Here is a 13,085-nt window from a genome sequence, read left to right on the forward strand (position 1 = left end):
GCCCCGGCCTTAAGAAAAGGCCGGGATGGCGCTGGCTTGGCCACGCCTGGAATGAAATTATCTGCCACATTGGTGCGAGCGCTGATGGCTTTGACGCCATCATCCTGCAAAACCTTGCTGTGAAATGGCTTGCCGTGAAATGGATTTGAGTGAATGACCGCGCTCCCCCCGGACGCCGTGGCCGATCTCTACAAGCTCGTTGCCGAGCTCGAGCAGAGACTCGAATCCAGCTTCGCCGCCCACGACGCTGATATCGCCCGTCATGCCGCGACGGACGCGGAAAACGGCCGGCTCATTCGTGAACTGAGCATCGCCCGGGAGCGCCAGAACGCCAGCGCCGATATCCTGCGAACCATTGCCAGCGTATCGGGCGATGCTGATCGTGCGCTGCACCAGATCGCCGAAACCAGCGCCCGACTGTTCGATGCGTCCAGCGCCACCATCCATATTGCCGAGGGCGACGGCTGGGCCAAGACCATCCGTTTCGGGGAAAGCTCGAAGCGCGTCGGCGCCGGCGTTCCGGAAACGCAGCTCAAGATCGGCGGCCGTAATATGCCCGGAACCATCGTGGGCGAGAATCGCCAGGTTCACGTGCCCGATGTCGACAATGTCGATTCCGAAATCGCCGATTGGCCGGGATTGCCGTATGTTCGCGAGGCCGGTACGCGCTCGATGTCCGGGTCACCGCTGCGGTGCGAAGGCAAAGCGATCGGCGCGCTGATCGTTTACCGCGATCAGCTTGCGCCGTTCACCGAGGATGAACTCGCGCTTCAACAAAGTTTTGCCGACCAGGCCGCCATCGCCATCGAGAATTCGCGGTTGTTCAACGAACGGCGCCAGCGCACCAACGATCTCAGCGAATCCCTTCGTCAGCAGACCGCGACCGCCGACGTGCTCAGGGTGATCGCATCCTCGCCGGCCGATGTCGAACCGGCGCTCAAGGCAATTGTCGAAAGCGCCTGCGCACTTTGTGACGCCTATGATGCCAACGTCCTGCTCAGGATTGGCGACCATCTGCATTTCAGCGCCCATCACGGGCCGATACCGACAGGTCAACACAGCCGTCCGATCAACAGGGAGTGGGTCACGGGTCGCTCGGTTGTCGACAAGGTGCCTGTGCAAGTGTCTGACTTCTGGGCCCCCGAGGCTGCCGATTTTCCCGAGGGGCAACGGCAATCGCGCGAACAGGGACACCGCTGCACCCTCAGCATACCTCTCCTGCGGGAGGGAGAAGCCATTGGTGCGATCGTCCTCCGTCGCCTTGAACCGGTGGCCTTCACAGCCAGACAGACAGCGCTGCTGCAGACCTTTGCGGACCAGGCGGTGATCGCCATCGAAAACACGCGGCTGTTTCGCGAGACAAGGGACGCGCTGGAGCGACAGACCGCCACCGCCGAAATCCTGAAGGTCATTGCCGCCTCTCCGTCCGACGCGCAGCCGGTGTTCGAAGCCATCGCTGCCAGCGCCAAGCGACTGCTCGGCGGGTTCTCCGCCACCGTGCTCCGCTTCCTCGGCGACGAGCTCCACCTGGTGGCATTCACGCCGACCAGCCCCGCCGCCGACGAGGGCTTGCAGGCTTCGTTTCCGAGATCGATCTCGGAATTCCCGACCTTCGCGCTGGTGCGCAATGGCGAGACCGTTCAGTTTCCCGACAGCGAAGCCGAGCACGTCCCGAAGTTGAACAAGGAACTGGCGCGGCTGCGCGGCTTCCGCAGTGTATTGTTCACACCCCTGATGAACCAGGGCGTGCCGGTCGGCATGATCAGCGTCACCCGCGCGGAGCCGGGCGCCTTTGCCGCCGACCACGTGCAATTGCTGCAGACATTCGCCGACCAGGCGGTGATCGCGATCGAGAACGCGCGCCTGTTCAACGAAACCATGCAGGCCCTGGAGCGACAGACCGCGACGGCTGATGTCCTCAAGGTGATCGCCGGCTCGCCGTCGGACGTGCAGCCGGTGTTCGAGGCCATCGTGGCCAGCGCGAACCGGCTGATCGGCGGATTTTCCACCGCGATATTTCGCTACGCTGGCGACCAGATCCATCTGTCCGCGTTCACGCCGACGGACCCCGCGGGCGATGCGGTGCTGCAATCCTCGTTCCCGATGCCGCTTGACCGGTTTCCGCCCTACCAGTTGGTCCGCGACGGCGCGCCGGCGGAACTCGTCGATACCGAGCTCGAGCCGGCCGCACGCGACATCGCGCGTGCACGGGGATATCGCAGCATGCTGTTCGCGCCGCTCATGAACGAGGGCAAGGCTGTCGGCATCATCACGGTCACGCGCCGGGCAGCCGGTTCGTTCGACGAGCCGCACGTCCGGCTGCTGCAGATGTTCGCCGCGCAGTCGGTGATCGCGATGGAAAATGTGCGGCTGTTCAACGAGACGAAGGAGGCGCTGGAACAGCAAAAGGCGTCGGCGGACATCCTCCGGGTCGTCAGCAGCTCGGTCGCCGATGCCCAGCCCGTATTCGACGCGATCCTGCGCAGCATCGAGCATCTGTTTGGCGGCGATGACCGGTTCATCTACCTGGCAGGCGAAGATGGATTGCTCCACATCGGAGCGGCGCACGGCGCCAACGCCGAGCGCGTGCGCGCGCTGTATCCGGTGCCGCTGGAGGGAACCGCAAGCGAGGTGGCCTTCCGCGAGCGCCGCCTGATCCATTACGCCGACGTATTCAACGATCCCGACGTGCCTTCGCCGCTGCGAGAGATCGCCCGCCGTATCGGCAAGAACTATTCGATGGCGCTCGCGCCAATGCTGTGGGAGGACCGTGCCATCGGCTCGATCTTCGTCGGCCGCACCTCGATGAAGCCGTTCAGCGAAAAGGAGTGCAGCCTGCTGCGCACCTTCGCCGACCAGGCTGTCATCGCGATCCAGAACGCGCGGCTGTTCAACGAGACGCGGGAAGCGCTGGAGCGGCAAACCGCGACGGCGGATATCCTGAAGGTGATCGCCAGTTCGCCATCGGACGTGCAACCGGTGTTCAAGGCCATCGCCACAAGCTCCAACAGGCTGCTCGGCGGCTTTTCGACCGCTGTGTTTCGCTTCCTTGACGACACTGCCTACCTCGCGGCCTTCACACCGACCACCCCGGCCGCAGACGAAGTGCTGCAGGCGGCGTTTCCGATGCCGCTCGCCAATTTCGACCAGTTCGAACTGGCCAAGAGCGGTCAGCCGGTCCAGACCGCCGACATCGAACAGATGGCAAACAGTCAGATCAGGGATATCGCGCGGCTGCGCGGGTTCCGCAGCATGCTGTTCACGCCGCTGATGAACGGAGGGGTCCCGATCGGCATGATTAGCGTTACCCGGAAGGATCCCGGTTCGTTTGTCTCACACCATGTGCAGTTGCTGCAGACCTTCGCCGATCAGGCCGTGATCGCCGTCGAGAATGTCCGCCTGTTCAACGAAGTCCAGCAGCGCACCGACGACCTGAGTGAATCCCTGCAGCAGCAGACCGCGGTTGGCGACGTTCTCAAGACCATCAGTCGGTCGACCTTCGACCTGCAACCAGTGCTCGATACGCTGGTGAACACTGCTGCTCTGCTTTGCGACGCCGAGATGGCCTTTATCATGCGGCGCGAAGGCGATGAGTATCGGGCCGGCGCCGCCGTCGGTTACAGCCGTGAGTACATCGAATTCCTCGAAACCCACCCCCTCAAGGCCGACAGAGGCACCATCACCGGGCGCGCCGTACTCGAAAGGCGCACGATTCAAATTCTCGATGTCGCTACCGATCCCGAATACACCTTGCGCGAAGCTACCACGATCGGCGGTCAGCACACCAGTTTATGCGTGCCGTTGCTGCGCGAGAATGAGCCGATCGGAACCATCGTGCTGGCGCGACAACGGGTGGCCGCGTTCACGCAGAAGCAGATCGACCTCGTTACCACTTTTGCCGACCAGGCTGTCATTGCGATCGAAAACGTCCGCCTGTTCGATGAAGTTCGCCAGCGCACGGAAGATTTGAGCGAATCCCTGCAGCAGCAGACTGCGACCGCCGACGTGCTCAAGGTTATCAGCCGTTCCGCGTTCGATCTGCAGAAGGTCCTCGACACGCTTTCGGAGTCGGCAGCTAGCCTGTGCGAGGCGGATTTTGTCGTCATCCATCGCAGGGTCGGCGAGGGATTTCGAGGCGCAGCGAGTTTTGGCTTGCACGAAGAGCATCACCGCACGGTCATGGAGATCGACCACAAGCCTGGACGCGGCTCGCTTGGCGCGCGCGTCCTGCTCGAAAATGCACCGGTACTCATCGAGGACGCCGAAAACGACCCGGAATACGACTTCGCCTTGCAGCAACGGGTCGGCATACGAAGCATGATGGGCGTTCCGTTGCTGCGCGAGGGCGTCGCGATCGGCCTGCTGCTCTTGTTCCGCAAGAAGGTGCACCCTTTCACCGAGCGACATGTCGATCTTGCCATGACCTTCGCCGACCAGGCCGTGATCGCGATCGAGAATGTTCGCTTGTTCGACGAGGTTCAGGCTCGCACGCGCGATCTTACCGAAGCGCTGACCTACCAGACCGGAAGCGCGAATATCCTGAAGGTCATCGCCTCCTCGCCGACCGACATCAACCCAGTGCTCCAGGCGATCGTCGAAAGCGCCTGCGAGGTTTGCGATGCGTATGACGCCATAGTGCGCCTCAAACAAGGCGACAACCTTCGCTTCAGTGCGCACCATGGCCCGCTATCGGTCACCTTGAACGACCGGCCCATCAGCCGGAACTGGACGGCCGGCCGAGCTGTTATTGAGGGAAAGCCGGTTCAGGTAAAAGACCTCCTGTCTCCCGAGGGCGACGAATTTCCCGAAGCCAAGAAGTTGGGACAGAAAAATGGCCAGCGCACCGTTCTGAGCGTGCCGCTGCTCCGCGACGGCAAAAGCCTTGGCGTGATCACGCTCCGCCGCCTCGAAGTAAACCCCTTCGAAGAGAAGCAGATTGCCTTGCTGCAGACCTTCGCGGACCAGGCCGTGATCGCGATCGGCAATGTCCGTCTGTTCGAGGAAGTGCAACAGCGCACCCGCGAGCTTTCGGAATCACTGGAGCAGCAGACCGCGACGTCGGAAGTGCTGAGCGTGATCAGCCGGTCCGCCGGTGATCTGGAGCCGGTGTTCAAGAGCATGCTCGAGAACGCCACGCGCATTTGCGGCGCGCAGTTCGGCCTCATGAACCTGTACGACGGCGACAGCTTTCATACCGTCGGCTTTCACAACGTGCCTTCGGCATTCGAGGCCGCCAGGCAGCGGAGTTTTCGGGCGCATCCCGACGGCGACCTCGGACAAATGGTCCTGACAAAAAAGGTTGCACACATTCATGACCTCCGCACGCGGCCGCTTTACATCCAGGGCGACCCGGCGACCGTACAGCTTGCCGAGCTGGCGGGCGCGCGCACGATCCTCATTGTTCCGATGATCAAGGACGACGAGTTCGTCGGCACCATTGGAATTTACCGTCTCGAAGTCTCGCCGTTCAACGAAAAGCAGATTGCGCTGTTGAGCAGCTTTGCCAGCCAGGCCGTTATCGCGATCGAGAACACGCGGCTGCTCAAGGAGCTTCGGGAGCGTACCCACGATCTCACGCGGTCGCTCGACGATCTCCGTACCGCGCAGGACCGGCTGGTGCAGACCGAGAAGCTCGCTTCGCTCGGCCAGCTCACCGCGGGCATCGCGCATGAGATCAAGAATCCGCTCAACTTCGTCAATAATTTCGCCGCCCTTTCGGCGGAACTGACCGATGAACTGAACGACGTGCTCAAGCCTGCCGAGATCAGCGAGAAGATCCGCGAAGAGGTTGACGAACTGACCGGTCTGCTCAAGGACAATTTGCAAAGGGTGGTCCAGCACGGCCAGCGCGCCGATTCCATCGTCAAGAACATGCTGTTGCACTCGCGCGAGGGAGGCGGCGATCACCGGCCCGCCGACATCAACGCCCTCATCGACGAGAGCCTCAACCTCGCCTATCACGGCGCCCGCGCCGAACGAGCCGACTTCAACGTCACCCTGCAGCGCGACTTCGACGCCAATGCCGGCATGGTCGAGGTATTTCCGCAGGAAATCAGCCGCGTGTTCCTGAACCTGATCTCGAACGGCTTCTATGCCGTGAACCGGCGCAGGGTCGAGGCCGGCCAGCCCGGCTTCGATCCCGTGCTGATCGCCGCCACCCGCGACCTCGGCGACGCCGTCGAGATTCGTATCCGCGACAACGGTACCGGCATCCCGTCCGAGGTGAAGGACAAGATGTTCAACCCGTTCTTCACCACAAAACCCGCGGGCGAAGGCACCGGCCTCGGTCTGTCGATGAGCCACGACATCATCGTGAAACAGCATGGTGGCACCATCGACGTCGATACCGAGCACGGTCAGTTCACCGAGTTTCGCATTGTTCTGCCGAGGACCAGCAATCCTCTCAACAAGACCCGGGGTTCCACATGAGTGTTCTGGTGCTTGTGGTTGATGACGAGCCCGACGTCGAGGCGCTGTTTCGCCAGCAATTCCGCAAGGATCTGCGCGCGCAACGCTTTGTGATGGATTTCGCCGGCTCGGCGGCCGATGCGCTCGCCCGCATCGGCTCCACCATCGAGCATTCGCTGATCCTGATCCTGTCTGACATCAACATGCCCGGGATGACCGGGATCGAGATGCTGCCCAGGGTCAAGGAGATCCGGCCCGACGTTCCCGTCATCATGATCACCGCCTATGGCGATGCGGAGACCAGGCGCAAGGCGATCGCCGGCGGCGCGATAGGACTGCTCACCAAGCCGATCGACTTCGCCCTGCTCCGGGACGAAATCGATACGCGGCTGGCACAGGCGAGCTAGAGCGTTTTCCAGCGAAGTGGATACCGCGTCGCGTCCAGAAATCCAGAGCCCGGCTCCGATTCAATCGGAACGGAAAAAGGCTCTAGCGCCCTACTCCGCCATCTCGACGGGCGGCGGCGTCCCCGGTCCGGCCAGCGGGCGCTCTTCCATCAGGATCATGCAGAGCGTGGCGCCGGCCATCAGCGCGGCCGCGGCGCCGAATACGTAGCGGAATGCCGTGATCATGTCGGCGACGGGGATCGAATTCAGCGGACCATGGTGTTCGCCGACCAGCGAAATGTCCGACCCCAGCACCATCAGCAGGATCGCGGTAAAGGCTGCGACCGTAAACGACGACATCAGCGCGCGGAAGAAGTTCATTGCGCCGGTGACGGTGCCGATCTGCGGGCGCGCCACCGAATTCTGCAGCGAGACCACGCTGACCGGAAAAGTCGTACCGAGCCCGAGCGCGAACACCGACAACAGCACCAGCAATCCCCACAGCGGCAGCGTGGTGAGCGCCAGCGCGCATCCGGAGATCGCGGCGATCGACGTTCCGATAATCGCGACGCGCTTGTAGTGTTTGGCGCGCGCCATGGTGCGTCCGGCGATCGCGGCGCCACAGGTCGAGATCGCGGCGAGCGGAATCAGCGCGAGGCCCGCCTCGCTGGCGGTGAGGTGATAGACCACCTCGTAATAGAGCGGCAGATTGACCGTCAGTCCGGTGATGGCACCGAGCGCACAGCCGCCGGCGGCCATCGCATAGGGCACCACCGTTCCGCCCATCAGCGGCAGCGGCAGGAACGGCTCGTCGGCCTTGCGCGCGTGCCAGACGAAGCTGAACGCCAGCGCAGCCGACGCGCCGATCATCGCGATGATGGTTGGCGACAGCCACAGATAACGGTTGCCGCCCCAGGTCAGCACCAGCATGAACACCACGGCTGCCGCCATCAGCAAGACGCCGCCGAGCCAGTCGACCTTGCGCCGGCGGTGGAACACCGGGATCTTGCCCATCTTCGGCAGCAGTAGCGCCAGCGCGCCGAGCGCGAGCGGCACGTTGATCCAGAAGATCATCGACCAGTGCAGATGTTCGGCGAACACCCCGCCGACGACCGGCCCGCCGATTCCGGCTGCGACCCACACGCCGCTGAAATAGGCCTGGTACTGGCCGCGTTCGCGTGGGCTCACCACGTCGGAAATCACGGTCTGCACGACAGGCATGATGCCGCCGCCGCCGAGGCCCTGCAGGCCGCGCGCGAGGATCAGGATCGGCATGTTCGGCGCCAATGCGCACAGGATCGAGCCCGCGATGAACAGGCTGAGGGCGACAATGATCATGACGCGGCGGCCGTAGATGTCGCTCAGCGTGCCGAACACCGGCGCCACCGCGGTCGATGCCAGGAGGTAGGCCGTGATCACCCAGGAGAGATTGGAAACGTCGCCGAACTGGCGGCCAATGGTCGGCAGCGCGGTTGCGACGATGGTCTGGTCGAGCGCGGCCAGAAACATCGTCAGCATCAGGCTGATCAGGATGGTGCGGACCTCGTCCTGGGTCAGCGGCGCGCGCGGCGCAATCGGCGGCGCATCGCTGACATCGATGACCTCGGTCATGATGTGCGAGATTTCAGCCGAAATTTCGTCGGTTAACGTATCATGGTCGGCAGGTTGACCGCGCTGCCGTTCGAACTTGTTCATTTGAGGCGTAATATTTTTCTTCGCAGCTCAAAGCCGCCGAGATGGAATCGCTATATCGGCTGCACTCTAGAGCGCAAACTTCCCTAGCGGCAGGCACCTGCGCGCATGGGAGCATCCCGCGAGCGCAGCGTCGCAATCACGTGATCGATAGCTTGCGCAAACGCCACGATTTCGGCCGCTTTTTGAACCCGCACGCCTCATGCAGCGCAGCTTCGCAAAGGGCGCTGGGGTTTTCGCGATTTGCTCTGGGCCGCGCTGCGCGTTCACACCGGCCGCTTTTTGAGCCGCGCCCGCTTCGGCAACAGCGCCGGCCATTGCACGATGTGATCTTCGAGATCCTCGTCGGCAATCTCGTTCTCCGTTCCCTGCACCCGCCCGCGCACGGAAACGCCGGCCTCATGCACGGTATTGGGATCACCTGACAGCAGCGGGTGCCACCAGTAGAGGTCACGGCCCTCGGCGACCAGCTTGTAGCCGCAGCTCGGCGGCAGCCAGTTCAGGGTGCGGACGTTTTCCGGGGTCAGCCGGACGCAGTCGGGAACCTTGGCGGAGCGGTTCGGGTAGTCCTTGCAGGCGCAGGAGCCCGAATCGAGCAGCTTGCAGGAGACGTGGGTGAAATAGATCTTGCCGGTATCCTCGTCTTCGAGCTTTTCCAGGCAGCAGCGCGCGCAGCCGTCGCACAGGCTTTCCCATTCGGCGCTGGACATCTCTTCCAACGTCTTGGTTTTCCAGAAGAATCCCTCCTGGCCGGAAGCTCGCTTGGGCGGTGCGGTCATGAATTCAGGGTTTTCCGGATCCGATCGGGCCTGCGCCCTTCTAGGAGGTGCGGTGGCAGCCTTGCAAGCGAGACCGCTCCGGCCGGTAGAAAAAGCCGGGGGCAGCGTTAGTCCTGACCATCAAAATGGTGAGCCAGACCATTGGTTTATGGCCCCCGCTCGGATAGAACAACCGCGAGTCCCCAACGTGCTTTGAGGTCGCCTGGCGAGCCGTAAAAGCGCCTTGGGTTTGCCGCAACATCGAAGCAAGACGTCTCGATAGCGCCAAGCGTGCGCAGAGCGCCTACGAACCGACCAAGGGCCCCGGTGCGCCAGTTCATTCCAGCGCGATGGAAGACAAAGATCCAGCACGTGATGCTGGACATCGACGCGCGCATCGACTCGACGCTGTTCTCATCCGGCAAGGGCGCGCGCGAACTCTATGAGCGCTTCTCGACCTTCATGGACCGCTTCTATGTCGGCGGCTGGAAGCGCTGGGTGTTCATCGAGCCGGCTTCGGAAGCCGCCACCATCGGTCTCGGCGGCCTGATCCTGATGCTGGCGCTCGCGGTGCCCGCGTTTCGCGAAACCGCCGACGACGACTGGCTGAAAAAATCCGACCTCGCGGTGTCGTTCCTCGACCGCTACGGCAATCCGATCGGCAACCGCGGTATCAAGCACAACGACTCGATCCCGCTGGAGGACTTCCCGGACAATCTGATCAAGGCGACGCTCGCCACCGAGGACCGCCGCTTCTACGACCATTTCGGCATCGACATCGCCGGCACCGCGCGCGCCCTCGTCACCAACGCGCAGGCCGGCGGCGTGCGCCAGGGCGGTTCGTCGATCTCCCAGCAGCTGGCGAAGAACCTGTTCCTGAACAACGAGCGCACCATCGAACGCAAGGTGAAGGAAGCCTTCCTTGCGATATGGCTGGAGACGCGGCTCACCAAGAACGAGATCCTGAAACTCTATCTCGACCGCGCCTATATGGGCGGCGGCACCTTCGGCGTCGACGGTGCGGCTCATTTCTATTTCAACAAGTCGGCGCGCGACGTCACGCTTGCCGAATCCGCGATGCTGGCCGGCCTGTTCAAGGCGCCGACCAAATACGCGCCGCACATCAACCTGCCGGCCGCGCGCGCCCGCGCCAACGTCGTGCTGGACAACCTCGTCGATGCCGGCTTCATGACTGAAGGCCAGGTGTTCGGTGCGCGCCGCAACCCGGCCGTCGCCGTCGACCGCCGCGACGAGAATTCGCCGAACTATTACCTCGACTGGGCGTTCGACGAGATGCGCAAGCTGGTCGATACGTTCCCGAAATCCTACACCGAGCGCGTCTTCGTGGTCCGCACCGCCATCGACATGACCGTGCAGCGCGCCGCGGAAGCAACCGTCGAGAACCAGCTTCGGCAGTTCGGCCGCGATTATCATGCGACCCAGGCAGCCCTTGCCGTCGCCGATCTCGATGGCGGCGTGCGCGCCATGGTCGGCGGACGCGACTATGGCGCCAGCCAGTTCAATCGCGCGACCGACGCGATGCGCCAACCCGGTTCGTCGTTCAAGCCCTATGTCTACGCCACCGCGCTGATGAACGGCTACAAGCCGTCCTCGATCGTGGTCGACGGCCCGGTCTGCATCGGCAACTGGTGTCCGCAGAACTACAGCCACTCCTATTCGGGACCGATGACGCTGACGCAGGCGATCACACGTTCGATCAACGTCATTCCGGTGAAGCTCTCGATTGCGCTCGGCGGCAAGTCGCCGAACCCGGCCAAGGCCGGCCGCGTCAAGATTACCGAAGTGGCGCGCAGGTTCGGCATCAAGGCGCCGCTGCCCGATACGCCGTCGATGCCGATCGGCTCCGATGAAGTCAACGTGCTCGAACATGCGGTGGCCTATGCGACCTTCCCGAACAAGGGCAAGGCGCCGATCCCGCACGCGGTGCTGGAAGTGCGCACCGGCGCCGGCGATCTGGTCTGGCGATTCGATCGCGACGGCAAGAAGCAGATCCAGGCCATTCCCGTCAACGTCGCCGCCGAGATGTCGGAAATGATGAGCCACGTCGTGAGCGAAGGCACCGCACGGCGCGCGATCATCGACGGCATTCCGACCGCCGGCAAGACCGGCACCACCAACGCGTATCGCGACGCCTGGTTCGTCGGCTTCACCGGAAACTTCACCTGCGCGGTCTGGTACGGCAATGACGACTATTCCCCGACCAACCGCATGACCGGCGGTTCGCTGCCGGCGCAGACCTGGCGCGAGGTCATGGTGGTCGCTCACCAGGGCGTCGAGATCAAGGAAGTGCCTGGTATCGGCATGGGCACGAAACTGCCTCAGGCCGCCCAGCCCGCCAACGTCGCCGCCAATGGCGCGCCGAAGATCCTCGACACCAAGCCGGGCCCGCCGCCGGTGCTCACCAAGCGCGGCGCCGACATTCTGGTGCGCGTCGAGAAGCTGCTCGACGAGGCCGGCAAGACCGCGGGCAAGACGTCGGCCAGCGAACCGGCCAAGCCGGGCAAGTCGACATCGTCGAGCGCGCTGGCCTTCCCCGACAATTACGTCGCAGCCGCCGGCGACCAGGCTCCGCCGGCGCAGCGGAAGAACTAGTGCGGTGATTTTGCGGAGCACTGGCCTGTGCGGCTGATCTTCATCACGTTGCTCGCGTTGGCGCTCGCCACCGTCGTCGGTCTGGGCTCGACCTATATGACCGCGACGCGCGGCACCGATCTCGGCACGCTCACGATCGGTTCGTGGACGGCGCGGCCCAAGAGCGGCACCGCCGAAGTCGATCCCTATTCGCGCGCCTCGATCGCACGCAGCGGCGAATTGCCGATCGGCACCGGCGACGGCATCGCCTTCTCGGCCACCACAGACGACAAGAAGAAGCCGCTCGACGGACGCTGCGACGTGGTGGTCAGCGGCGTGACGCCGGCGGCGCGGTTCTGGACGCTGACGCTGTTCGACCGCAAGGGACATCTGGTGGCGAATTCATTGCAGCGCTACGGCTTCACCAGCCAGGAAATCATCCGCGGCTCCGACGGCGCGTTCGAGATCCGCATCGCCTCGCGCTCGCGCGCCGGAAACTGGCTGCCGACCGGCGGGATCGAGCGTTACGCGCTGATGCTGCGGTTGTACGATACGCCGGTCGGGGTCGCGACGCGGACGCAGCGCGATGCGCCGATGCCCTCCATCACCACGGTGGGCTGCCCATGATCCGGCTCTTGTTCACGATCATCGCGGGCGTGCTGCTCGGCGGCGTGGTGCATCTCGTCAGCGTGCTGGCGCTGCCGCGCATCGCAACCCAGGACGCCTATTCGCGGCTGACGCCGATGACCAGGACCAACGCCGTGACGCCGCTCGCGCTCGCCGATCCCAACAACGCGCCGATGCCGTTCATGGACCCGGCATTCGCGGTCGCGATCTGCCGCTACGATTTGTCGACTGGCCCGCTCAAGCTCACGGTGCCGGTCAGCCAAGCCTATACGTCGGTGTCGTTCTACACCCGCAACGAGGTTGCTTACTACGCCATCAATGACCGCTCCGCCGGCCGCAAGGTGATCGAACTCGACCTGATGACCGAGGAGCAACACGGCCAGTTGCCGGAGGACGAGGAAGTCACCGCCGCCGACCGGCTAATCATCGACTCCCCGACCATCACCGGATTGATCGTGCTGAAGGCGTTGGCGCCGGAGCCCGGCCTGATGCCGCAGGCCCAGGCTTCGCTGGCGGCATCGCGCTGCACGCTGCAAACCGAAATCCCGCCGCCCAAGCAGCCCGAACCGCCGCCACCCGCACCGGCGCCCGCGCCGGCGCCGAAGAGCAAGCGATAGCCGCC

Annotated in this window: 7 protein-coding genes; 5 read left to right on the forward strand and 2 right to left on the reverse strand. The window is 63.7% G+C overall.

Annotation, left to right across the window (positions count from 1 at the left end):
- Nucleotides 1-153: 153 nt before the first annotated feature.
- Both JQ641_RS08985 and JQ641_RS08990 read left to right on the forward strand, forming a co-directional pair.
- Complete coding sequence (locus JQ641_RS08985; protein WP_211995624.1) at nt 154-6,429, forward strand: GAF domain-containing protein; 6,276 nt, start codon at nt 154-156, stop codon at nt 6,427-6,429.
- A complete protein-coding gene (locus JQ641_RS08990; RefSeq protein WP_192734291.1) occupies nt 6,426-6,815 on the forward strand; it encodes a response regulator in 390 nt (129 codons plus the stop codon). The genes JQ641_RS08985 and JQ641_RS08990 overlap by 4 nt, the downstream gene beginning before the upstream one ends.
- 90 nt (nt 6,816-6,905) lie before the next feature.
- Here the strand turns inward: JQ641_RS08990 and JQ641_RS08995 are convergent, their stop codons facing one another.
- A complete protein-coding gene (locus tag JQ641_RS08995) occupies nt 6,906-8,489 on the reverse strand; it encodes an MDR family MFS transporter (RefSeq protein ID WP_211995625.1) in 1,584 nt (527 codons plus the stop codon).
- A 263-nt stretch (nt 8,490-8,752) separates the two neighbouring features.
- On the reverse strand, nt 8,753-9,265 hold the full coding sequence (locus JQ641_RS09000) for a YcgN family cysteine cluster protein (protein ID WP_211995626.1): 513 nt from the start codon (nt 9,263-9,265) through the stop codon (nt 8,753-8,755).
- A gap of 306 nt (nt 9,266-9,571) precedes the next feature.
- On the opposite strand from JQ641_RS09000, the gene JQ641_RS09005 reads away from it, so the two are divergent.
- From JQ641_RS09005 to JQ641_RS09015, 3 genes are read left to right on the forward strand one after another with little or no spacing between them, the layout of a single operon-like run.
- On the forward strand, nt 9,572-11,857 hold the full coding sequence (locus JQ641_RS09005) for a transglycosylase domain-containing protein (protein ID WP_211995627.1): 2,286 nt from the start codon (nt 9,572-9,574) through the stop codon (nt 11,855-11,857).
- A gap of 27 nt (nt 11,858-11,884) precedes the next feature.
- Complete coding sequence (locus JQ641_RS09010) at nt 11,885-12,463, forward strand: DUF1214 domain-containing protein (RefSeq protein WP_192734287.1); 579 nt, start codon at nt 11,885-11,887, stop codon at nt 12,461-12,463.
- On the forward strand, nt 12,460-13,080 hold the full coding sequence (locus JQ641_RS09015; RefSeq protein WP_211995628.1) for a DUF1254 domain-containing protein: 621 nt from the start codon (nt 12,460-12,462) through the stop codon (nt 13,078-13,080). The genes JQ641_RS09010 and JQ641_RS09015 overlap by 4 nt, the downstream gene beginning before the upstream one ends.
- The last annotated feature ends 5 nt before the right edge of the window (nt 13,081-13,085 follow it).

Source organism: Bradyrhizobium sp. JYMT SZCCT0180 (assembly GCF_018130165.1).
Lineage (GTDB): Bacteria > Pseudomonadota > Alphaproteobacteria > Rhizobiales > Xanthobacteraceae > Bradyrhizobium.

What these genes read in the sequence shown, in the direction of transcription:
- JQ641_RS08985 (WP_211995624.1), top strand. Translation starts at nt 154, where the DNA reads ATGACCGCGCTCCCCCCGGACGCCGTGGCCGATCTCTACAAGCTCGTT.
- JQ641_RS08990 (WP_192734291.1), top strand. Translation starts at nt 6,426, where the DNA reads ATGAGTGTTCTGGTGCTTGTGGTTGATGACGAGCCCGACGTCGAGGCG.
- JQ641_RS08995 (WP_211995625.1), bottom strand. Translation starts at nt 8,489, where the DNA reads ATGAACAAGTTCGAACGGCAGCGCGGTCAACCTGCCGACCATGATACG.
- JQ641_RS09000 (WP_211995626.1), bottom strand. Translation starts at nt 9,265, where the DNA reads ATGACCGCACCGCCCAAGCGAGCTTCCGGCCAGGAGGGATTCTTCTGG.
- JQ641_RS09015 (WP_211995628.1), top strand. Translation starts at nt 12,460, where the DNA reads ATGATCCGGCTCTTGTTCACGATCATCGCGGGCGTGCTGCTCGGCGGC.